Below are 24366 nucleotides of genomic sequence, written 5' to 3' on the forward strand. Positions count from 1 at the left end.
TGGATAATAGAAAAGCCAAGCAAGGTCTGCTGGTTTCGCTAGTCTGTTATAAGTGGTTCCATTATACCAGTCTGTTTTAAGTGGTCTGTTAATTGATTAAGAGGTCTGTTTTGCTAGTTCCCTTGGGGTATGGCTTTTGAAACCATTTTTCTTTATATAGTTAGCTGAATGTAAAACTGTTATGGATTTAAACGCGCTACTGGTATAAATTTTACTTGCGTGCTGCGTGCCCAGAGGCTGCGCGAAATTCATCTCAGTAGCGCTATGACATTTTTAAAGTGTATCGACTATATTGTCACTTAGACAGGCTGGGCATTTGATGTATAGTGTCATTTGCATTTCACTATTTATCAATTTCTCAGCCTGTTTTTTTCAGCCTACTTTTTGAACCACCACCCGGATATAAATGTAACTATGAATAAAACAACTTTTAAAATATCGAAGATGGACTGCCCTTCGGAGGAAAACCTAATCCGAATGAAATTAGAGGGCCACTCGAATATTGAACATCTTGAGTTCGACATTCCTAACCGTCAATTAACTGTGTTTCATCATGACAATATAGAAGGGATAGAGACTGCTATTCATGACCTAAAATTAGGAGACACCCTACTCTCGACCGAAACCATTGACCCCTCTGATCCCAACAATAATTTTAAAATTGTTGCTGACTCTAGTCACAAAAAAGATGCTGAGCAAAGAAAGCTACTATGGATAGTGCTGGTCATTAACTTTGCTTTCTTTATTATTGAAATGAGCACGGGACTGATTTCTCGTTCGATGGGGTTGGTCGCCGACAGCTTAGATATGTTAGCAGATAGCTTCGTGTACGGAATTAGCTTATTTGCGGTCGGTGGAACGGTCATTAAGAAAAAACGGAGTTGCTAGAATTGCCGGATATTTTCAAATTACGCTAGCGATTCTTGGTTTTTAGAAGTACTAAGACGTTTCTTTGGCAATGAGCAGTTACCTGACTTTTCTACCATGATAGTCATATCGATTCTTGCGCTAATTGCAAACTTGATTTGCCTCTATTTACTACAAAAATCGAAAAGCAAAGAAGAAGAAGCCCATATGCAAGCCAGTATGATTTTCACTTCAAACGATGTGATTATCAATTTAGGGGTAATTGTTGCAGGGATTTTGGTTAATTGGTTACACTCTAGTACGCCTGATTTGATTATTGGTAGCATCGTATTTGCTTTAGTTATTCAGGGCGCCTTTAGAATATTGAAGTTGAGTAAGTAGCCAAGCCTAATAACTGAAGCAAATAGCTCAAGTAAGTAGCTTAATTAAACCGCTAAGTGTAAAGTAACTGGGTTTGAAGCAAATAAACATCATAAGGATATGAGACCTCAAGCAATGATTGAACAAACTTTAAATCTAGTCACCACCAAAGACCATCAGCAAGTTGCCGTTTGGCGAATAATAGATGATGAAGTCTTTGATAAGAATCTGGTGGTGGTCAACTAATTTAGGACACTAATAAAATTCAAACCTACATCGCCATTACTTATAACCCTGAGTCGAGAACGGATAATAATTATAAGCGTTGGGGCAACTTTTATGACCGCCAAGATCTGTTAGTAGGTGACGAGTTGTGTCAGGTGGTTAATTTTCAGAGACCTTCCTAAATTTTGTGTAAGTATTTAATCTAAACGTCAGTTACACAGAATCTGGGATGGTCTCTTCAAGTCCTCACTAGCGCACCGATCATAGATAGAATATCTATGGTAAGTACATCATGAAGTACACTGTGGCTATCTCAGCAAGTTGAAACCTTAATACCATTAGCTCACAGCCAAAGATTCAAGTCCTCACTAGGGGACCACTCTTATTCCTATACAGGTACATTATGGTAAATAGACTTTAACCGAAGCAAATTGCTAAGAATAAAAGGCTACTAACGCCTTACCTATCTATATTATAGGAACATTAATACAAATAGATAGGGCATTAAAAAAGGATACCATCGTATCCTTTTTTTGTTTTCGTAATAATTGAGAGTAAACCTATCTTAGTGATGCTCACCAGGGAGAATTCTAGCAAAGGCACGCTGCGCAAAATTCGGCTTACTATCGGTGGTTTGCGCCGCTGTCGAACTTGGGAAGATACGATAACCAATTGATTGAATACCGACGTTAAATGCTGGCACCAACGAGTAAGTGGCTGAGGCAAATTTGCCCATATTACTGGCAATACTGTTTGGCTTATGGACAATCGCTTTTGCGACCATGAGCGCGGCTTCATCAGGCATCAAAGCTGGCATATAACGGTATAGCTTGGTTGGGGCGATCATAGGGGTACGTACCAAAGGCATAAAGATATTGGTGACCTTGATATTATCGCCTTTGACTTCCGCGGCTAAGCAACGACTAAACGCATCTAGTGCAGATTTTGACGCCACATACGCGGCAAAACGAGGGCTGTTGGCCAATACCCCAATCGAAGAGATATTGACGACTTGACCTGTTTGGCGGCTAATCATCGTCGGCAAGAAACCCAAAATAATTTTGACCGCGCCAAAATAATTGATTTCCATGGTGCGCTCAAAGTCATGAAAACGGTTGACCGACTCATGGACTGAACGGCGAATCGAACGACCAGCATTATTGACCAATACATCCACATGTTTAAAATCAGCAAGAATTTGTTCGCTGATTTTTTCAATCTCATCCATATTGGTGAGGTCACATGGATAATAACTGGCCCTGCCACCCAATATTTCAATATTTTCTTTGACGGTTTTTAGTTTGTCTTCAGTACGCGCCAACAAAATAACATGCGCCCCGCACTCACTTAATAAAAAAGCCGTACGCTCGCCAATACCACTTGATGCACCCGTAATGATAATATTCTTGCCTTTTACTGCTTTTGTTATTGCTTTTTTCGAGGGATTAGCCATAAAAAGTCCTTTTTGTCTGTCCTATGCCAATGAATATTCGTTTACAGCATAGCAAAAAAATATCGCATACAGTGAACAAAACACCAATAGCTGATAGTTAACTTGACGGTTTTAGAGGTTTATAGTGATATATCATCATATAATAGTGACGATATTTAGCGCCATACTTTTTGCTGACTGATACAGAGGAGACATTATTTTGATCGGAAACCTAACCCACTATATTGACTTGATTGCCAAGATAGTCGAAGTCATTGGTGTCTTGATTATGTTCTTTGGACTCCTCTTTGCCTTTTACAAAGCATTTCGGATATCGGGCGGCCTGAACCATAATACCTATGTAGAGAGCAGGCAGACCGTTGGCAAATCCATTCTTTTGGGACTTGAGGTACTGATTGCCGCAGACATTATGGCAACAGTGGTGACAGAGCCGACATTACGCAGAGTCTTAGTATTGGGTATTATCGTGCTTATTCGTACGTTTTTGAGTTTATCACTACAAGTTGAGCTAGAAGGCCGATTCCCTTGGCAAAAAGAAAAGCCAATATCTGAGAAAAACCCTGATGCTATGCCTTTTAACGAAGCCGCTCCTGTTGATAAAATATAGCTCTAATCAATAGAGCTGAAAGAGGTATCAGTGATTTATGCTTATGATAAGCGTGATGAAACTGTACAGATCATTACTACTCATGCGTCTGCAAAAAACGCTCAACCACGCGGAACTGCCCTGCTGTACTCTCCTCGCCATACATCGCTTGACGGAAGGCGTTGGAGTTGGGGATGCCTGTCGTATACCACGCAATATGCTTGCGGGCGATACGGCAGCCGGAGTACTCGCCGTAAAAGTCATACAGCTCTTGCAAATGCGCCAGTACAACTTCCTTAATCTCGCTCACACTTGGGGCATCAAGCACGTCACCTGTGCGCAAAAAGCGCTCAATATCACGAAATATCCACGGCTGACCTTGTGCGGCTCGTCCAATCATTACTGCATCACAGCCTGTCATCTCATAAACATGCTGCGCTTTTTGCGCGCTATCGATATCGCCATTCGCAATGACAGGAATGCTAATGCTGTCTTTGACTTCGCGTATTAACTCATAACGCGCCTCGCCAGTATACATATCCTCGCGCGTACGCCCATGAATCGCAATCGCGGCAATACCTGCTTGCTCTGCCCGCTTGGCGACTCGCAGGATGTTTTCACGACCGTTTTCAAACCCCAATCGTGTTTTTAATGTCACAGGCGCATCAACGGCATTGACTGCAGCATCAAGCAATCTTGCTACTAAATCCTCATCTTGCAGCAGCGCTGAGCCTGCCAGCTTACGGCAGACTTTTTTGGCCGGACAGCCCATATTGATATCGATAATCTGCGCGCCATTATCGATTTGATAACGAGCCGCTTCAGCCAATTTGTCTGGCTCTGCGCCTGCTATCTGTGCAGAAATAGGCGCAATCTCATTGTCGAAATTGGCACGATACAGGGATTTTTTGCGTGCATAAAGTGCCGTATCAGCGATGATCATCTCGCTGACCGCATGACCTGCGCCAAATGACTTACACAATCGGCGAAAAGGATTGTCCGTCACGCCCGCCATCGGCGCAACCATCAAACGGTTTTCAATCGTCAGGCCACCTATGTTTAAGGGTTGCAACAATGGATGGTCGGACGAAGTCGAGGATGAAGGTAACACAGGAGAATCAATAGACATAAAAAAACGGCTTGATTTGTAAGGAAAACAAGCCGTTATTCTAAGGATTCTTACATTTATTGCAAGCGATTAACGTGAATAGCTTGCATAAGCATTACTCATTTTTGATACATTCTATTCATTATTTATCAAGCACACTGCCCTGCTCTAGCGTGATAGCATCATCATGCGCTTGCATACGCCACGGTAGGCTATCAGGTGACACATTCAAGAAGTGCAAATACTTCTCGAACTGATCGATGATATCATTGATCACCGATTCAGACTTATAGCCGTATAAGTCATAGGTCTGACCACCACGGCGCAGATACACCTCAGCGCGATGATGGTGCTCTTGCGGCAAGGTGTCGGCGCTACTTTCAGTATAATAATCAGGCGCTTCATGTTCAGACAAGCGCACTTCATACCAAAACTCGACATCGTCACCACGTTGCAACTCAAGCACGGCACGGTTATTGGCTGCATCATAATTCACCTCAGTCGTCCAGCCGGTTTCTGCAAATTTAGACGACACTTCCATCATCGAAGGCATCACCACTTCTTTGATGTAGTTTAGCACCTTGTCACGTGTGGGCTTATCAGCCATATAGTCAATGCGCTCACGCCATGCAGACGGTTTAAGTAAGTGCGGCGGTAGTTTGTTATTTTGATCAAGGCTTTGATTACGATGTCCCTCGATACGCAATGCGCGCCACATACCGAACATGGAGATCAGAATGATAATCGCAAATGGTAGTGCACTAACGATTGCTGCCGTTTGTAGCGCTGTGAGACCGCCTGCAATCAAAAGCACCGCGGCTACGGCCCCTTCAGTCACTACCCAAAAGCTGCGCTGCCACCATGGCGTATCACTACGACCACCAGCCGCCAGCGAATCGATCACCAATGAGCCAGAATCCGATGACGTCACAAAAAACGTAATAATCAACAAAATAGTCAATGACGACACAAATTCGGTAAACGGTAACCGCTCTAATAATTTAAATAAAGCAATCGCTTGGTTGTTTTGTACCTCGCTGATGAGTGAGTTATAGCCATCGACCATAATCATGTGTAGGGCAGTATCACCAAACACCGAAAACCAGAAGAACGTAAAGAACGTTGGCACCAACATCACACCGAGTACAAACTCACGGATGGTACGACCACGGCTAATCTTGGCGATAAACAGACCGACAAAAGGCGCCCATGCAATCGTCCATGCAAAGATAAACAAGGTCCAGCTACCGATCCAATCGCTATTCTCGTACGCTTGTAAGCTAAAGGTACGCTCAACGATATTACCCAAATAACTACCCGTATTTTCCATAAAGGCATTTAGGATAAAGATCGTCGGCCCTACTACAAATACAAACACCATCAACGCGGTTGCCAATACCATATTTAGAATAGACAAGCGTTTTACCCCTTTATCCATCCCTGCCAATACGGACACCAGTGCTGCTGATGTCACTAATGCAATCGCCACGACCTGTATGGTAGTATTCACGGGGATAATATCAGGTAACAAGTAGTTTAGACCTGCATTGATTTGCGATACTGACAGACCAAGACTGGTAGCAATACCAAACATCGTACCCAATATCGCAAACACATCAACAATATGCCCAATAGGACCATGAATCTTATCACCGATGAGTGGATACAGTGTTGAGCGTATCGATAGGGGCAAACCATGGCGAAAGGCAAAATACGCTAAGGATAGACCAACAACACCATAAATCGCCCAAATATGAAAACCCCAATGGAAATACGCAATTTGCATCGCCTCTTTTGCCGCGGCGATAGTTTGCGGATCCGACATTGGCGGACTAGAAAAATGCATCACTGGTTCCGCTACTCCATAAAATAGTAGCGCAATCCCGTAGCCTGCCGAAAACAGCATGGCAAACCATTCAAGGAATCCGTATTCCGCCTCCCCATGATCAGGGCCCAGCTTGATACTGCCATAAGACGAAAACGCCAGTACAATAATGAACATCAAAAACAGGGCAACCGCCAGCATGTAAAACCAGCCGAAGGTCTCGGTCGTAAAACTAAGCACATCACTGAACAGAGCACCCGCTGCCTCAGGATTGATGGCGGTACCGATGACCAACAGCAGCATAATCACAGCTGCGGGTATAAAGACTGGTAGTAAAATGGTAGAGCGTGAACCGTTAATCATAAGCAGTGATGTCCTCAAATCCGTAAAAATAAGTGATAAAGAATCCTATCCCTGATACTCATCAACATAATAGATATCAATCTACAAACAATAGATGTCATCAATATTAAAACAGCACGTTAGCAATAATACCGACGCATTCTGTATAGATGGGAATACTATGTAACATAAACTTTAGCCGAATCCCAAGATAAACGCGTGTTTACAACAATAACTTAACGTTTATTACACAATGATTACTGGGCAATAAAAAAGGCAACTTGTTAGTTGCCCTTCAATCTTATATACCTATCATCCTAAAAATTTATGCCTCGATATCAGGCAGCACTAATAGCTGTAGCAAGTCGCTGAGCAATATCTGCAAGCTCACCTTGATCAGCCTGCGTTACTGCATGACGTCCTAACTCATGAATACTCGATGGAATCAAATGCACATGATAATGAAAAACCGTTTGACCGGCTTGTGAGCCATTCAACTGCATCTGAATAACGCCTTCACGCTCAAACACTTGACGCTGTGCTTGCACAACCTTTTTAGAAGTCATCAGGACAGCAGCGGCATACTCTGGCTCAAGATCTACCAAGTCCACTGCCTTTTGCTTAGGTATCACCAATACATGACCTTCGGCTTGCGGCATGATATCCATAAAAGCAAGGGTCTTATCGTCTTCATAGACTTTATGACAAGGAATATCACCATCTAACATTTTGGCAAAAATATTATTGTCGTCATAAGCAGTCTTTTGATTTACTTCAGTCATTATTTTTTCCTTTGATTATTTGATTGTTGGATGCTTAACAGCTTTTAAAATGGTTTAGAGCGCTTGTCATATAGTGGACGAAATATAAGTTTAGTACAAGTTGCTATCATTTCCGTCGTTGATAAAATCAAGCTGTACACTCCCTAGCTTATCCCACTAATTTATTGGCGGGTCATGCCTTTTAAATGTTATATTAACCCTCTACTTTAATAACGCTATGTTTATGGATTCGTCTACTTTGCCAACTCAAACAGATATGGATAATACTGCTATAACACTTGATAATAAGGAAGAACACTCTGATATTGAGAGTGAAAGCAGTACTCAAACTATCGATCCAAACGCTATCATCTTAGCAGAAGCTTTGACTGACAAGGCGATTAGCTGGCAGATACACAACTGTAAAATCATCAAAAAGACCGTCACGCAAGATTTGCCACTGCCTTTTCTATATCATTATGATAGCTTAGACGATGCCGTCAAGCAGTCGCATCCGCTTACACCTGAATTACTGCTTCAATTCAATACACCTATGTCCGCTCGTGAAGCGGCTCAGTTAATTGGCATTGACGAGGAGCTGCTGACCAGTCCTTGGCATGTAAAAATTATGGGCTCATTGGTGGTATTTAGTGAGGCATTGCAGTTAGCCGTTCGTCTGCATTGGACCAATACGGGCAAAAAGACGCAGCAAATCTATACTAAGGATGCCGCCGACGCTATTATTGCCGCCTTTGAAGACTGGCAGTTTTTTGGTCGTGTAGACGTCCTTTATAAAAATAATAAGCAGATATTAATCAGTATTGATGCGCAAAATGCCAACACTCAAGCGTTAGCTGCCGAATCGCTATTGACGATTGATGCGAGTAGTGGCTATCAACAGCTTTTGGCCACCCATGCGCTGGCAGTTATTATGAAGCTAGAAGCCGATAAAGCTGAACTACCTTGGTTTGAAAAAGCCATCTTAGCGCGTCTTGAATAGTCCATTTTTACCCATCTTTTATGGTTATAACTTCATTATTATTGGCACATGATTTTTTATTATTCATATCTAATGGTATGGTAATGAATTAGTATTATTCACTAGTCCTCACCCTCTATAAAAAGCACACTATCCTTATCAGAACTGAGGGTGCAGATTTTAACAACCCCGCCTATTTGTAAGGAATATCACATGGATTATCGCTCAAAAACCTCTACCGGCGGTCGTAATATGGCAGGCGCGCGCGCATTATGGCGTGCCACTGGCATGACTGACGGCGACTTTGGCAAGCCAATCATTGCGATTGCTAACTCTTTTACCCAGTTTGTACCCGGCCATGTGCATCTAAAAGATCTTGGACAACTGGTCGCCCGTGAGATTGAGCAAGCAGGCGGCGTTGCAAAAGAGTTCAATACCATTGCGGTCGATGATGGTATTGCGATGGGCCATAGCGGTATGTTGTACTCGCTACCAAGCCGTGATTTGATCGCTGATTCTGTCGAGTATATGGTCAATGCCCACTGTGCAGATGCGCTGGTTTGTATTTCTAACTGTGACAAAATCACCCCCGGTATGCTGATGGCGGCAATGCGTCTCAACATACCTGTGGTATTTATTTCAGGTGGCCCAATGGAAGCGGGCAAAATCCTAGCCAGTACCGTCGGTAAGAGCCACAATACCGATAGTAATGATAACAGTGCCGTTCGTAAGCTTGACCTCGTCGATGCAATGATGGACGCAGCTGATGACAGCATCAGTGATGAGGATGTGGCCACTATCGAAGCCTCAGCCTGTCCGACTTGCGGCTCGTGCTCTGGGATGTTCACAGCCAACTCGATGAACTGCTTGACCGAAGCGTTAGGCTTGGCCCTACCGGGTAATGGCTCGCTACTCGCTACTCATTCACTACGCCGTGAGCTGTTCTTAGAAGCGGGACGCACTATTGTCTCGCTTGCGAAACGTCGCTACGAGCAAGATGATGATTCAGTATTACCACGCTCAATCGCGACCAAAGCCGCTTTTGAGAACGCAATGAGCTTAGATATTGCCATGGGGGGTTCAACCAATACCATCTTGCATCTACTTGCTGCGGCCAATGAAGCCGAAATTGATTTTAAAATGGCTGATATTGACCGTCTAAGCCGCGGTGTGCCTTGTCTAGCAAAAGTAGCCCCTGCCTCACAAAAATTCCATATGGAAGACGTGCATCGTGCGGGCGGTGTCTTTGCGTTGTTGGCTGAACTTGATCGTGCGGGATTGTTGAAAACTGACGTACCGACTATCCATAGTACGACAATGAAAGAAGCGATTGATAAATGGGATATCATGAATCATGATAACCATGAGGCACGCGCGCGTTTCCTTGCTGCACCGGGTGGCGTTCGCACCACCGAGGCGTTTTCACAATCAAAAGAATGGTCAAACCTTGACGTCAACCGTGAGTCAGGTTGTATCCGTAGTGCCGAACACGCCTACTCTGCAGATGGTGGATTGGCTGTACTGTATGGCAATATTGCCGAGCGTGGCTGCGTGGTCAAAACCGCTGGTGTCGATGAGAGTATCTTAACCTTTACCGGTCGCGCACGTATTTTTGAATCACAAGATGCAGCTGTCGCGGCAGTTTTAGACGACAAAATCGTTGCAGGCGATGTGGTCATCATCCGCTATGAAGGCCCTAAAGGTGGCCCTGGTATGCAAGAGATGCTCTATCCAACGACGTATCTGAAGTCAAAAGGTTTGGGTAAAGAATGCGCCCTACTCACTGATGGTCGTTTTTCTGGTGGCACATCCGGTCTATCAATCGGTCATGCTAGCCCAGAAGCTGCTGAAGGCGGTGCCATTGGTCTGGTTGAAGAAGGTGATAGCATTCACATCGACATTCCAAATCGTACTATCAACATGCAAGTCAGTGATGCAGACTTAGCCGCACGCCGAGAAGCTATGGAAGCACGCGGTCGCGACGCATGGAAACCCGTCAGTCGTGATCGTCATGTCTCGCCGGCATTACGTGCTTATGCTGCAATGACGACCAGTGCGGACACTGGCGCTGTGCGCGACGTAAGCCAAGTTGAGCGCTAAGAACTCTATCTAAACCCTTCGTTTTCATAACTTATTTATAAAAATCTATCAAGCCTGCGCCATGCAGGCTTTTTTTTCACCAAAAAACAACGCATCTGTCGTTCTGATAACTATTTCTTTCGGTAATAATTCTTTTTTATCGTTATGATAAGTCATATTGCAGGCTAGATATTAAACATCTATACCAACCATTATCAATATCGAAAGCAAACCTCTCAAAACAATTCCTTAAAATATAACAACGTGCGAAAACCTTATGATTGAGAACTACAATTTATTTTTATTAATCTGCGGTATCGCCTTTTTATTAGGGGCATTGTTTCCTGTTATCTTTAAACGCACCTCGATATCATTGCCTATGCTACAAGTGAGTTTTGGCTTGATGATGGGTTACTGGTGGACGTCTCTATCGTTTTTGGACCCTATCAATAATGGAATAATCATCGAAAAACTGACTGAAATTGTCATTTTAGTCTCATTGGTTGGTGCGGGTATCAAAATTGATACTGATTTCTCTTGGCAGCTGTGGCGACCGACGGTTAGGCTCTTACTCATTACGATGCCCATCGGTATTTTTGCGATGGCAGGGTTAGGCTATTATGCCTTTGGCTTGAGCCTTGGCGCTGCTATTTTGCTGGGTGCGGTATTAGCACCTACCGATCCTGTTCTGGCATCTAGTATTCAGGTGGGCCCCCCTAATACAGGAAGAGAAGACACACCTCGCTTTACGTTGACTTCAGAAGCAGGGTTAAACGACGGATTGGCTTTTCCTTTTGTTTACTTGGCGATTAAAATTGCGGAAGCTTTTAGTGAAGGAAACGCTTTTACCAGTGAGATGCTGTGGTCATGGTTCACCCATGATGTTTTGTGGAAGATTGGCGCAGGGGTATTGGTTGGTGTGCTGGTTGGTAAGGCGATGGCCAAAGTAGTATTTTCTAAACACACCCGTGAGACCACGATATCGCAAGGATATGTAGTTATTGCTCTGACTTTGGTGGCATATGGTGTCGCAGAGTATGTGCACAGCTATGGTTTTATCGCTGTCTTCGTCGCTGCATTTGCATTTAGGCGTTCAGAATGTGAGCACTCCTACCATCAAAAACTACACGATTTTGCTGAGCAATCAGAAGGTTTGTTGATGTCGTTAGTACTGGTTATTTTTGGTATGTTCTTGGGTCAAGGTTTGCAAGCTGGTGTTGAGCTAACATGGCGTGTGTATATCGTCAGTTTTACTTTCCTACTACTCATACGCCCAATTGGCGGATTTATCGCGTTATCAGGACTTCATTTACCCCGTACTGAAAAATACGCAATTTCAGCACTAGGTATACGCGGTATTGGTACTTTGTACTATCTGTCTTATGCGCTCAACACAGATTTCTTTGCTGAGGATGATGCGCTCAAACTATGGATTGTCTGCTCGATTGTGATTCTGACCTCCATCTTCATCCATGGTCTGAGCGCAACAAGGCTACTTAAAATGACACCAAAAGAGCATCATTAACCACTCATGCTGTTATTATCATTGATAAAGTGGATTCATTTATAGAATTGCCTTTATCAGCGTACTTCATCAACCCAGCCCAGAACCGCTTCTGTCAATGCAAACTGACGAATATCGTTGAGCATGGTGGTATCAAAATTATGGATAAAGGCAAATGACAGTTGACGCGTAGGATCACACCAAGCGACTGAGCCGTTATATCCCATGTGCCCAAACCCTGATAGTGCTGGATCAATGCTATTATCGATAGTGTCGTTACCACTGCATATACTGAATAATCTGTGGTAGCCCAGTCGCCACTGCATAGGCGCTGGCATGACAGCATCTAGGCCTGTGACTTGTATTGCGGAGAGCTGCTTAAACGTAGCACTATCAATTAGCGTCTGCCCTTGCCAAACCCCACCATTGGCCAACATAGCATAGATAGTGGCTAGCGCATCCGCTGAAGCGACGCCATTAGCAGCGGGAATGATTGCCTGTAGTGTCTTGCGATTGTGATAATCAAGTGCTTGTTTTCCGGCAGGAATGAGCGCTGCTTTATAGTTTTTAAGATTGAGCTGACTGGTATTAAAATATAGGCTATTAATACGCGCAGTATTTAATACAGGTTGTATGTTATCAATATTTTTATCGTCCAGATCGTCGTTAAGGCTACTTTGCGTTTCAGCTGTACGCTCATCATTGAGCATTTTCTGTTGCCAGCAATAATAGCTAGGCAGACTTGCATAAGTATGTAAGGTGCTTGGTGAGTCGGATTTTAGGGTTGGTTTTTGGCGCTTGTTACGCAGTTGTACGCTATCCTCATTTGATGACTCAAAGTCTTTGGCAAGCTTTGCTACTTGATCTACTTTGCTATCTGGTACACCAAAATAGCAACTGTCTGCAATACCTAAAGGCTCGGTTAGATACTGACGTAAAGCTTCGGCTAATGACATATGCGTTACGGCTTCTATCACACCGCCAAGTACCCAACCATAGACCAACGCGCTATAAGCGCTGTCATATACAGCGGCGTCCTCAGGTGCTGTGATAGGCATTTCTTCAATATGATTCAGCATAACGCGCCAATCGAGCATCGTGTCACTATCGACATCGATACTGGTGATCGAAAACAAATCCGCCTGATGTGACATCACCTGTCGCAAGGTAATTTTGTCTTTACCTGTTGCGGCAAACTCTGGCCAATAGTGAGCAATAGGCACATCATAACCAAGCAGCTGCTGCGAAACCAATACATGCAGTAGCGTCGCTAAGATGCCTTTACCGGTAGAAAAATTGATGGCAAGCGTATCAGACTGCCATGATGCATCCAAACGCGCCATACCTGTACTTGCCTGTGCAATACACTCGCCTGCCTGATACACAACCACAGCACCACCAGCTGGCGCGTCATCTAGCTGTAAGTCTGTAAATAACTGCTGTAAGCGGCGTTGTAAATCTATGCTCATAGATGTATCGATATTTTTATCATTATTTTGCTTGTTGTCGTCCATCATTGCTACCTTGCTCCAGTATTGTGAACTGACCTCGTATTAAAATCAGTTGGGTACATGCGTTATAGAGATATTGGAGATCAGTATAAATGCATTGATAACCAATAAAAAAGGCCACCTATCGGTCGCCTTTTTATGCTTCAATTATTATGATAATTTAGCGCGGTACTAGCAAGCGATTATGGACTTCTTGTTCAAGCTTGGTCAAGCCGTGACTACGTCCACGCTCCATAGCCGTATCCATCTTGCGACCACGCAACCAGCCTGCGCGTAGTGCAATGGCAGCCCCTACCCTGTTGCCTGAACCACAGTGTATGGCCATCTTTTTACCATGATACTGACGCAATATATTATCAAAAGCCAATATCTTAAGCTGCTTTAGCTCTTCAGCGCCATTAATAGGCAGGTGCTCATAGCTCATTCCTGCACGCTCAACGGCCGCTGATTCATTAAAACTCAACTCATCCTCTGACTGCAAATTAATCACCAACTCAACGCCAGCTTTTGCTAGAGCGGCGACTTTTTCCTCATTTAACGCGCCGCACACAATAGTATTGGCATCCGGACGAAAATAAGGCTCAAAGACAGCGGACAAATCAACACCATTGTCAGAATCGCTATGGTCATTAATTGAGATATTAGTGACAGCGTTGTCATTAGCAGCTACTGTATCAATAGTCATTGATCTGTCAGCTTGATCCGTACTTGTCGCGCTATTTTGTGAATTCATGTTTTGTGCAGTCATAATGATAAACGTGTTGGTTAAATATGGCTATTAAGATATCGGTTTGAATACGTCGTACAATGCTTGCTACTTGCTATTTAACGTCACGACACCCGCCAAATGTGGCTTACTGTTTTTGGAGCTATATAAGCCAAAATCACAGGTATCGCCGACACTTTCAAGCTGAGCGATTGGCTGCGCAATAAGCTCCACTTCTGCTGGCAAAAAGATCGGTAACTTGAAAGAAACATCAACGGTATAAGCATCAGGCAGCTCATCCATTAGAGCAAGACACTTAGCTTTTGACCACATGCCGTGTGCAATCGCTTTAGGGAAGCCAAACGCGCGCGCTGATAGTGGGTGCAAATGAATCAGGTTAAAGTCACCTGAAACAAAAGCATAACGGCGACCGATATCTTCTGGCACTTCAAAAATACTGTGTACGTCTTTTTTACCTACTTCTGGCTTCACAGCAACTGGACGCGGTGTGCTTTTTTTATCTTTGCTGCTGGCCGTTTTTTTGCTGCGTGATAGGTAAGTTGACGTTCCTTCCCAGATCACTTTGTCCTCTGCTTTGACCGTGGTGACAAAGTCAAATTGCTGACCTTGAGCATGGTCACGCAAGTTATCAAAAGTGACCGACATGGACACCGTTTCGCGCTCACCGATAGGACGATGCTGCGTGACGCTATTGTCTACGTGTACCAGACCCAACATCGCAAACGGAAACGGCTCTTTGACCATCATATTCATCTGTAGAGTCTGTGATAGTACTGAAAAGTACGTCGCTGGAACTTTACTATTATCAGCAAAGCCACAAATTTTACGATAGTCGTTTAGATTATCATGATCGATATGCAAATCATCGACGTAATAGGTGGCCTGTGGCAATTGATCTTTACTGACTTTGCCGCTGTTACCAATCGGTAGTAAGCTTTTGACAATATTGGCATAGGTAGTGTGCGCTTTTGGCAACGCGTCATAATGGGTGTCTGGCATAAGTAAATCCTAAATGTGGCTTGAACAAGATTTTTAACGTATCTAAAGACATTAAGCAGTCATTGACTGATACCTATTATCAATGAGTACTATATTCAATCAATTTTGCAAGTATCTTTAATAGCAAAAAATAGTTTGGCTGATGGCTCTTGTGTTTTTATCATAAAAAAGCCACCCGTGGGCAGCTTTATTACAATTTATCAGCAAATATTTCGTAAGCATATGTGAGGCAAATCAAAAACAAGGGATAATACCATCACGCTACCTTCTCCTCATTTGCCACATAGCCTCACTAATAAATCAGTATTATGCGCCAAGTAAGCTTTGACCACAAACACGAACTGTGTTGCCATTTAGGCCACCCGAAGCAGGTGAAGCCAACCATGCAATGGTCTCAGCCACGTCAACTGGTAAACCGCCTTGGCTCATTGAATTCATACGACGACCAGCTTCGCGAATAGCAAACGGAATCGCTTCCGTCATTTGTGTTTCGATAAACCCTGGTGCTACTGCATTGATGGTCATGCCTTTTGCGTTGTCTTCTAACTGCTTAGCAGTCGCATTAACCAAGCCAATAACACCCGCTTTAGAAGTGGCATAATTGGTCTGACCCATGTTACCAGCGATACCTGAAATAGATGACACACAGACGATACGGGCGTTTTCTTTTAGCACGTCATTATCAAGCAAGTAGCGATTCAGCTTAGCAATGCTGCCCAAGTTAATATCGATGACCATGTCCCACTTTTTCTCATCCATTCTGGCCAATGTCTTATCACGAGTCACGCCAGCATTATGAATGACTGAATCCAGACCACCACGCTTTTGCGCCGCATCTGCGATTTCTGCACCAGCGTCATCGCTAGTGATGTCTACTGTCAATACAGAGCCACTGATTTCGCTAGCAACTTTTTGTAGGTCAGCTTGCTGCTGCGGTACATCAAGACAGATTACATGCGCGCCCTCGCGAGCCAAGACGCGAGCAATTGCTTCGCCAATACCGCGACTTGCGCCCGTCACTAGCATCGTTTTACCGCCTAGAGGCTGATTCCAATCGACATCAACTGAGTCGCCCTTGCTCACGCGTACCACTTGTCCTGAGACATAAGCTGAACGTGCTGAAGTGAAAAAGCGTAAGGTCGAGTCTAGGTTTTGCTCAGCGCCTGTTTCTACATAGATAAGCTGAGCTGTAATGCCGCGCTTGAACTCTTTGCCTACTGATTTTACAAAGCCCTCAAGTGCCCGTTGTGCCATGGCAGTTTCGATATCAGTGATGTCCTCTGGCGTACGACCAATAACGATCACACGGCCTGATTTTTCAACGCGGCGCGCAACGCTATGAAAAAACTCGTACACTTCTTTTAGCTGATCTGCATTGCTGATATTACTTGCATCAAAAAGCAATACTTTGAACTGATCGTCACCACCTGTATTGGCTTTTGCTTCAACGCCTGCATCAGCAAGGGCGTCTTTAACATCATCACTGCTGTTTACATATACATCAGCATGCACATCTAACAAAATACGTGCAACAGATTCACTAATGCTTTTGTCCTCACCATTAGCACGGCCAACTAGTACACTGCCACGAACCAAACGCTCACCGCTTTCAAAACGATCAAGCGTCGCTGGCATTGGCAAACCTAAGTTCTTTGCGACTTTTTTACCAATAGAAGATTGAACAAAATCACCATAACGGTCTGACATAATATATTCCCTATAAATAATGAATGGTTGAAATAATAATAAACACTAAATGTAATACGCCTATTATATAGACTCATCAACATTGTAATTATTGATATTTGGTAAATCATTTTAAAACTGGCCAAACTATACACTGCCATTAAAAACATGTCCAAAAACAGACAATGTCTACAACAATCTGTAAACAAGTCAGTATACAAGCTGACGACTTTTTACCCACTTACTGACCATCATAACATGTTAAAATCTGACGTATAAGTTATGGCAAACATAATTATTGATAACAATATATTATCAAACATATCATTATGCAATGCTACTATCTGATATTCGTTGGTACTCGTCAGTCTATCAGCGCCTTAACCAGTACGCTTAAAGCTGTCATTGAACTTATACAAGCGACACATCGTTTGCTAAAGACATACATTAAACGAGCACAAAACGACTTATCATACACAGCGACACTAGGCGATAAATGATAATATTTGATTTTTGCTTAACATGACTTTGCCACTTTTTATTTTTACCCTTCAACTTTTCTGCCCATACTTTTTAAGGATAATATTATGAGTAATAAAAATAACCACCCTGATAGTCCAGTTGTCGAAAGCACTGTTGTTAAAGCCAGCGATGCAAAACCACAAGAAATTGCTGAAAACAATGAACCTGCTAAAACTGCTGACGTTAAAGCTGATACTAAGGCCAACGATACCAAGGCTGATAGCACACAAGCTGACAACACAAAAAAAGAAGCGCCAGCTACTAAAAAATCTGACGCTAAAGGAACTGATACCAACGACTCAGAGACTAAAAATACCACTAGCAAACAACCAGATGATGAAAAAGTAGAAACCACAGCAGCTAAAAAACCAGCGACTGCAACTAAAAAAGCGAGTACAACCAAACCTGCTACAAACCAGAATCGTGTGGCAATCTTAGGTGGTAACCGTATTCCATTTGCTCGCTCAAATGGCTCATACGCTGACGTCAGCAATACAGATATGTTGACTGCGGCTCTAGACGGCTTGGTTGAGCGCTACAACTTACAAGACGAAGTCATCGGCGAAGTGGTCGCTGGTGCCGTTATGAAGCTAAGCCGCGATATCAACCTGACTCGCGAAGCAACATTGAACACAGCGCTGAACCCACACACACCAGCCTATGATATCTCACAAGCGTGCGGAACTGGCCTACAAGCGACCTTTGCTTCTGCGAACAAAATCGCACTGGGTATTATCGATTCAGCCATTACAGGCGGCGTAGATACTACTTCAGATGCGCCTATCGCTATTGGTGATGGTCTGCGTAAAGTACTGATCAAGCTTGGTGCCGCCAAAGACAACAAGCAACGCCTAAAGGCATTGATGGGTCTAAATCCAAAAGACTTGATTGACTCACCGCAAAATGGCGAGCCGCGCACTGGTCTATCGATGGGCGAGCACCAAGCCATCACCACGCTTGAGTGGAACATCACTCGTGAAGCTCAAGACGAGCTTGCCTTTAACAGTCACAAAAACCTAGCACGCGCTTATGACGAAGGTTTCTTTGATGACTTGATCACCCCATACAAAGGTCTGACTCGTGATAACAACTTACGTCCAGACACCACGCTAGAGAAACTGGGTAAGCTAAAGCCAGTATTTGGCAAAAAGAACGCCAATCCAACGATGACTGCTGCTAACTCAACGCCACTGACTGATGGCGCATCTTGTGTCCTATTGGGTACTGATGAATGGGCAAAAGAGCATGGTCTAAAACCACTGGCTTATATCGTGCACCAAGAGACAGCAGCGGTAGACTTTATCGGTAAATCTGGTACTACCGAAGGCTTACTCATGGCACCCGCTTATGCGGTACCGCGTATGCTTGAGCGCGCTGGCCTCACGCTACAAGACTTTGATTTCTATGAGATTCATGAAGCGTTTGCCTCACAAGTGCTATCGACACTCGCCGCTTGGGAAGATGAGACATTCTGTGAAGAGCGCCTAGGTCTTGATGCGCCACTAGGCTCGATCGATCGCAGCAAGCTAAACGTGAATGGCTCATCGCTAGCAGCAGGCCATCCATTTGCCGCGACCGGTGGTCGTATCCTAGCCACCGCCGCAAAACTACTTGACCAAAAAGGCTCAGGCCGTGCGCTAATCTCTATCTGCGCAGCCGGTGGTCAAGGCGTGACTTGCATCTTAGAAAAATAAGTTCGGTAAGTAACGAATGAAAATGAGTACTTGATTCATCATTTTTATCAGCTCATCTATTCTCATAAAAAATGCCCTTTAAATAGTTAAAGGGCATTTTTTATTGTCTGTACTTTGCTATGATAGAACCGACCTAGATAGTAGCCTCTTAAAAAAGCTGACACGCCAAACAAAGGTAATATTTATGGGTAAGACAGAATTTCTACTTAAAAAAAAGTTTCTATTAAGAAAAATGAGACAAATCATTTTTGGCTCTGATAAATTGGTAACGACAAAACCCATTACAACCACTGACTTTCAATCACTCACCACCCAGGAGCAATTAGATCAATACAACCGAGAACAAGCCATCTTGGCTGAGCGCATCGAAAAAGACATTCTTGATGATGAGCTACGTCGAAAAATGCATCAAGACCTTATCGATACCTACGATGAAGAGCTAGAAAACGAAATAGATGACTATGCACGTGACTTTCGCTTCAATGGTCGTGAGATGAGTGAGCAAGAAAAACTGGATCGGCGTACCTATTTCCATGAGTTGGTACGATTGCAGCGAGAACTTATTAAGCTGCAAGACTGGGTGGTCGCAAATGGTGAGCGTATCGTCGTTATCTTTGAAGGGCGAGACTCTGCTGGCAAAGGTGGGGCCATTAAACGTATCACTCAGCGGCTAAATCCACGCGTGTGCCGTGTTGCCGCCTTACCTGCTCCTACTGAACGCGAGCAAACCCAGTGGTATTTTCAGCGCTATGTCGCGCATCTACCAGCCGCAGGTGAGATCGTTTTGTTTGATCGTAGTTGGTACAATCGCGGCGGTGTCGAGCGCGTCATGGGCTTTTGTACTGATGAGCAATATGAGGAATTTTTCCAGTCAGTGCCAGAGTTTGAACGCATGCTTGTGCGATCAGGCATTCGCTTGGTGAAATACTGGTTTTCTATTACTGACGATGAGCAGCATGCACGCTTTATGAGCCGAATATACGATCCGCTAAAACAGTGGAAACTCTCGCCGATGGACTTACAATCCCGTAGGCGCTGGGAGGATTATACCAAAGCAAAAGAGACCATGTTTGAGCGCACTCATATCCCTGAGGCCCCATGGTGGGTGGTTGAAGGCAACAATAAGAAGCGCGCTAGGCTCAACTGTATTGCACATCTGCTCGACCAGATTCCTTATAAAGAGATACCTCGTGAGGAAGTTGAATTGCCCAGTCGCAAACGTGATGACGAATACTACCGCGAGCCTATTCCTGATGATATGTACGTACCGTCGCGCTACTAGCACTCATGGATATATATCCTAAAAAAAGCCTTATACAGTTATAAGGCTTTTTTATTAATCATACAATATAGCCATGATGACCATCGATAAAGACGCCTAGGTTTTTGGGTTAAGTGGTATGGGCTACATGGTATAAGTGGATTGCAGGCTATCTATTTTACCAGCCAATAAACGCTCAACTTCGTTCTTGATTCGTTGTCCTGCGATATCACTACCAATTTGCACAGCAAAGCCTGCTGGTCGACCGCTCTGCGTTTTGGAGTTGATCCAAACAACCTTACCATTCATTGGCAAACGCTCACTAGAGTTGGGCAGTGTAACAGCAATAAAAACTTCATTACCCAATTGCTGCGGCTGATCAGAGGGCACAAACAAAGCGCCATTGTTCACAAAAGACAGATAGCTGGCATACAACGTTTCGATAGTCTCAATATGGCAGGTTAAAATCCCGCCGCGTCCTGGCATTGCCATAATCAGCTTCCTTTATCAATTGGGTCAAATATATTTTTATAAATGATTGTGAGATATAAACAAAAGCAATTTATATCAATAAGTTTCAATAGCTCACAAAGGCTATGTCACCACTCCTACAAGCAGGCCAATTCTTGCATTAGCTTATCATAGGCAAATTTTTCTTGCACATTTTGTTGCAGTGCAACTTTGGTTTGCTGCAAACTATCGCCGAATACTTCTAGATTGAGAGCATCGGGTTGATAAGAGGCTAATGCTTCTGATAGGTTGATATCTGTTTGTAATTCATTCAGTCCTAGGCAGATGCGCTTTATGTCTAGGAGCATCCGTTCAGACAGTTGAATAAACTCTTTAATACTCAGCTGTTTTTGCCAATAATCACTTGCCGCTACGCTACTACGTTTACCACTTCGCAGTGCCTGCCATGTGGTCAGCCACAGTGCACGTTTGCTGTACCACGGTGCCTGTGCCAATGCTACCGCAGCGAGAGGTGCGCCGTTTGCTAATTGTATCAACTGCTCAATCGCCATCTTACTGACGGCTTCACGATTGATGGTATGACCGAGCGCTTTTGTCACATAATCGATAGCAACAGCGGGCTCAATAGTCTGTAATGCCAGCTGTTGTACACGGCTCTTGATGGTCGGAAGCAGCTGAGCAGGCGTGTCACTGATTAAAAATAGATGAACTTGCGCTTGCGGCTCCTCCAAGGTTTTGAGTAACGCATTGGCAGCGGCGACGGTCATTTGCTCAGCATGATCTAACACACAGATGCGCATCCCTTGCCCGCCTTGATAAATAAAAGGCTGCAAGGCACGAATGTCATCCACTTTGATTTTAATCGCGCTGTTGCTGGTGCTCTTAGTGGCTTTTTTGTCTTTTGCGCTGCTTGATTTGTCTTGGAGGGTGTCGCTATCCGCATTGATTGGCATACTCACGATTGGCAGCACTTGCAAGCTTGGGTGAGTACCCGACTTGAGCCATTGACAACTTTCACACGTGCCGCATGCGCCTAGTGGATTCGTATCATGCTCGCGGCATAATAACCAAGCCACCAACCGCCATACAAAGGCGTGTTTACCCATTCCCTGCATACCAGCAGCGAGCAATGCATGCGGCAAGGACTGCTGAGTCAATACTCGCTGCGTCAATTGCGACCACAATGTCTGTTGCCACGGCAATAAGGGCGCAAAATAGATACTATCTGAACGCTCTTGCGCGCCTACATTTGCTGTCAGATCATTCATAACAATAGCTCTATCACGTTTTTAGATATTTAGGATGCGGCACGCTAATGATACTCTGGATAATGTGCGAGCGCTTGCTCAGATCATTATTTAGTGGGGTTTTGAAAATCAGCCAAGCGCATGGCATTTAAACGGTTTAGATCCTCTTGGGTATCGACACCAGCCGGCAGTTGACAGGCGGCCTCTGCAATGGCGATAAGCTTACCGTTTTCTAGCACTCGTAGCTGCTCTAGGCTTTCAAGCTGCTCAAGCGGCGTCTGTGGCCATGCAACAAACTGCTGTAATAGACTAACGCGGTAAGCATATAAACCCAAATGACGATATGCGTTCTTCGGTGGCTGTCTTTGATTGTCATCCGCCAATACGATATCACGATCACAAGGAATCGGTGCTCGACTAAAATAAAGCGCGCGCTGCAAATTATTCGTATGTTGGCTGACCACTTTTACCACAGAAGGTCGCTGGAATGTATCGTAATCATCGATAGGCTCACAGAGTGTCGCCATGACGCTGGCCTCATCCGCTACCAAAAGCGCCTGTACCTGCTCGAGCAGTAAGGGCGGCACAAGAGGCTCATCACCCTGCATATTGACCACAATATCATGATCAGCCCAGCCTTTGATAGCCGCCACTTCCGCCAAGCGGTCAGTGCCTGAAGCATGCTCGCTACTTGTCATCACGACATCAAAACCGGCATCGATACAGACCTTTGCAATTTGCTCATCATCAGTCGCAATACACATATCGTCAGCAAAGGTTGCTGTTTTTGCCTTTTCAGCCACCCAAAGTATCATCGCTTTGCCATGAATGCTCAATAATGGCTTACCGGGTAACCGTGTGCTCTTAAAGCGTGCAGGAATCACAATATGGGTTTTGGCAGGTGTGGTGACAAGCGACATGGTTTATTCCTAAAAATTGTGTCAGTTTGACGTATTGACTATTATCTATGATGGCGTTTTTGTACCAACATCAGAGTCAGCCTCAATACCCAAAGCTTTTAATTGCTGGTTTAGATTATCATAACAGTTATCGGATAATACGGCCGTCACAGGCAAAACCCACAACCTGCTAACGAGCTGTGCATACTCATCACTTGATGCTTGCTCCGCCGTATAGTCTGACAACAATGCTTTTATTTTTACCGCATCTTTACTGGTAACGACGATAGGATAATCGCTGTATTGTAAAAGCTCAGCCAAACTAAAGTCATAGTGATCAGGATAAGGATGCCCTATCACGTCAAAACCAAGAGACTCCAACGTATCAAAAAAACGCTGTGGGTAGCCGATACCACTGACTGCGTGTACTCTACTATTGCTGGCAGGAACGACATTATCTATTTGCTTAATAGGTGATTGAGGACTCCATAGATGTTGCAATTCATCAGCTTGCAAATGCATGCTCAAGCGCTCAGGAGGGTGTGAATTTTTACTGCTTTCATGATAATGCGACAAGTCTGTTTTTGGCTTGTCATGATAAATCACATGAGCACCTTCTAGTCGTGACATTGGCTCACGCAAAAATCCGGTTGGTAATAATTGCTCATTACCAAACCCTCGCGCGGCATCTACCACAATCCACTCTATATCCCGCTTGAGCGCATAATGTTGCAAACCATCGTCAGCGATAATCAATTGCAAATCAGGTTCAGCATCCAACAAGGTAGTAATTGCTTGCTGACGATTCGGGCATACTGCCATGGCAACGCCTGTCATATGAACAATCAAACATGGCTCGTCGCCTACTACGTTAGGCAAACTGGTGGCATTGACCAATGCTGGCATTTGGCTCGTATCGCCACCATAACCGCGGCTGATGACGCCGACTTTTATGCCTCGTTTTTGCAAGTGATTGACCAAGGCGATAATTAACGGTGTTTTGCCGCTACCACCCACACTGATATTACCAATGACCATGACGGGTATAGGTGCGCGATAACTTGATAGCAGCCCAACTTTATAAGCGTGACGACGAAGCAAGGTGATCAGTCCATAAAGCCAGCTAATAGGTAGCAACAGCCATAACCAAGCGGCCTTACGTTGCCATGCATTAGTAATTATCGTCTCAATACTCATAAATAATTGCCATGTATCCTATCGATTCGCTGCTTAGGCGTTGACGCTTTATCAAATAAATCT

Annotated in this window: 18 protein-coding genes and 1 pseudogene; 7 read left to right on the forward strand and 12 right to left on the reverse strand. The window is 44.2% G+C overall.

Going from position 1 to position 24366, the window contains the following annotated elements; genetic code table 11:
• The first annotated feature begins 477 nt into the window (after positions 1-477).
• A pseudogene (locus GYK50_RS07915) lies at positions 478-1248 on the forward strand (cation efflux transmembrane domain-containing protein).
• 769 nt (positions 1249-2017) lie between these two features.
• On the opposite strand, the gene GYK50_RS07920 reads toward GYK50_RS07915, so the two are convergent.
• Positions 2018-2905: an SDR family NAD(P)-dependent oxidoreductase gene (locus GYK50_RS07920; protein WP_071001368.1), complete on the reverse strand. Its 888-nt coding sequence runs from the start codon at positions 2903-2905 to the stop codon at positions 2018-2020.
• A 199-nt stretch (positions 2906-3104) separates the two neighbouring features.
• On the opposite strand from GYK50_RS07920, the gene GYK50_RS07925 reads away from it, so the two are divergent.
• Positions 3105-3512, forward strand: a complete 408-nt coding sequence (locus tag GYK50_RS07925; protein ID WP_420070448.1) for a DUF1622 domain-containing protein — start codon at positions 3105-3107, stop codon at positions 3510-3512.
• A gap of 76 nt (positions 3513-3588) precedes the next feature.
• Here GYK50_RS07925 and dusB read toward each other — a convergent pair whose 3' ends face one another.
• From dusB to GYK50_RS07940, 3 genes are all read right to left on the reverse strand, one after another.
• Entirely contained in the window at positions 3589-4620 is a 1032-nt protein-coding gene (gene dusB, locus GYK50_RS07930) for a tRNA dihydrouridine synthase DusB (protein ID WP_212563649.1), read from the reverse strand.
• A gap of 121 nt (positions 4621-4741) precedes the next feature.
• On the reverse strand, positions 4742-6787 hold the full coding sequence (locus GYK50_RS07935) for a BCCT family transporter (protein WP_212563650.1): 2046 nt from the start codon (positions 6785-6787) through the stop codon (positions 4742-4744).
• Positions 6788-7104: 317 nt separating this feature from the next.
• On the reverse strand, positions 7105-7548 hold the full coding sequence (locus GYK50_RS07940; protein ID WP_186474719.1) for an HIT family protein: 444 nt from the start codon (positions 7546-7548) through the stop codon (positions 7105-7107).
• 223 nt (positions 7549-7771) lie between these two features.
• Here GYK50_RS07940 and GYK50_RS07945 point away from each other — a divergent pair, with 223 nt between their 5' ends.
• From GYK50_RS07945 to GYK50_RS07955, 3 genes are all read left to right on the forward strand, one after another.
• A complete protein-coding gene (locus GYK50_RS07945; protein WP_420070449.1) occupies positions 7772-8527 on the forward strand; it encodes a hypothetical protein in 756 nt (251 codons plus the stop codon).
• 192 nt (positions 8528-8719) lie between these two features.
• Positions 8720-10606: a dihydroxy-acid dehydratase gene (gene ilvD, locus GYK50_RS07950; RefSeq protein WP_212563651.1), complete on the forward strand. Its 1887-nt coding sequence runs from the start codon at positions 8720-8722 to the stop codon at positions 10604-10606.
• Between the two features lie 256 nt (positions 10607-10862).
• Positions 10863-12110, forward strand: a complete 1248-nt coding sequence (locus GYK50_RS07955) for a cation:proton antiporter (RefSeq protein WP_071001361.1) — start codon at positions 10863-10865, stop codon at positions 12108-12110.
• Positions 12111-12166: 56 nt separating this feature from the next.
• On the opposite strand, the gene GYK50_RS07960 is transcribed toward GYK50_RS07955, so the two are convergent.
• The 4 genes from GYK50_RS07960 to GYK50_RS07975 all read right to left on the reverse strand — a co-directional run bounded on the left by GYK50_RS07960 (position 12167) and on the right by GYK50_RS07975 (position 17033).
• Complete coding sequence (locus GYK50_RS07960; protein WP_083328791.1) at positions 12167-13603, reverse strand: serine hydrolase domain-containing protein; 1437 nt, start codon at positions 13601-13603, stop codon at positions 12167-12169.
• A 157-nt stretch (positions 13604-13760) separates the two neighbouring features.
• Positions 13761-14333 carry a protein tyrosine phosphatase family protein gene (locus tag GYK50_RS07965; RefSeq protein WP_227517162.1) on the reverse strand — a complete coding sequence of 191 codons (573 nt, stop codon included), beginning with the start codon at positions 14331-14333 and terminating at the stop codon, positions 13761-13763.
• 81 nt (positions 14334-14414) lie between these two features.
• Positions 14415-15326, reverse strand: coding sequence for a MaoC family dehydratase (locus tag GYK50_RS07970; RefSeq protein WP_071001360.1), 912 nt, complete (start codon positions 15324-15326; stop codon positions 14415-14417).
• Between the two features lie 306 nt (positions 15327-15632).
• On the reverse strand, positions 15633-17033 hold the full coding sequence (locus tag GYK50_RS07975; protein WP_058024956.1) for a 3-oxoacyl-ACP reductase: 1401 nt from the start codon (positions 17031-17033) through the stop codon (positions 15633-15635).
• A 566-nt stretch (positions 17034-17599) separates the two neighbouring features.
• Here GYK50_RS07975 and GYK50_RS07980 point away from each other — a divergent pair.
• A complete protein-coding gene (locus GYK50_RS07980) occupies positions 17600-19228 on the forward strand; it encodes an acetyl-CoA C-acetyltransferase (protein WP_071001359.1) in 1629 nt (542 codons plus the stop codon).
• A 232-nt stretch (positions 19229-19460) separates the two neighbouring features.
• Positions 19461-20510 carry a polyphosphate kinase 2 gene (ppk2, locus tag GYK50_RS07985; RefSeq protein ID WP_228724600.1) on the forward strand — a complete coding sequence of 350 codons (1050 nt, stop codon included), beginning with the start codon at positions 19461-19463 and terminating at the stop codon, positions 20508-20510.
• Positions 20511-20633: 123 nt separating this feature from the next.
• On the opposite strand, the gene GYK50_RS07990 is transcribed toward ppk2, so the two are convergent.
• The 4 genes from GYK50_RS07990 to lpxK all read right to left on the reverse strand — a co-directional run bounded on the left by GYK50_RS07990 (position 20634) and on the right by lpxK (position 24303).
• Positions 20634-20981 (reverse strand): PilZ domain-containing protein, encoded by a 348-nt coding sequence (locus tag GYK50_RS07990; protein ID WP_058024954.1) that lies wholly within the window; start codon positions 20979-20981, stop codon positions 20634-20636.
• A 116-nt stretch (positions 20982-21097) separates the two neighbouring features.
• Positions 21098-22228 carry a DNA polymerase III subunit delta' gene (locus GYK50_RS07995; RefSeq protein ID WP_071001358.1) on the reverse strand — a complete coding sequence of 377 codons (1131 nt, stop codon included), beginning with the start codon at positions 22226-22228 and terminating at the stop codon, positions 21098-21100.
• Positions 22229-22314: 86 nt separating this feature from the next.
• Positions 22315-23127 carry a 3-deoxy-manno-octulosonate cytidylyltransferase gene (kdsB, locus tag GYK50_RS08000; protein WP_071001357.1) on the reverse strand — a complete coding sequence of 271 codons (813 nt, stop codon included), beginning with the start codon at positions 23125-23127 and terminating at the stop codon, positions 22315-22317.
• A 45-nt stretch (positions 23128-23172) separates the two neighbouring features.
• Positions 23173-24303, reverse strand: a complete 1131-nt coding sequence (gene lpxK / locus GYK50_RS08005) for a tetraacyldisaccharide 4'-kinase (protein WP_071001356.1) — start codon at positions 24301-24303, stop codon at positions 23173-23175.
• Between the last annotated feature and the right edge of the window lie 63 nt (positions 24304-24366).

It is taken from the genome of Psychrobacter pacificensis (genome assembly GCF_018336615.1).
Taxonomy (GTDB): domain Bacteria; phylum Pseudomonadota; class Gammaproteobacteria; order Pseudomonadales; family Moraxellaceae; genus Psychrobacter; species Psychrobacter pacificensis.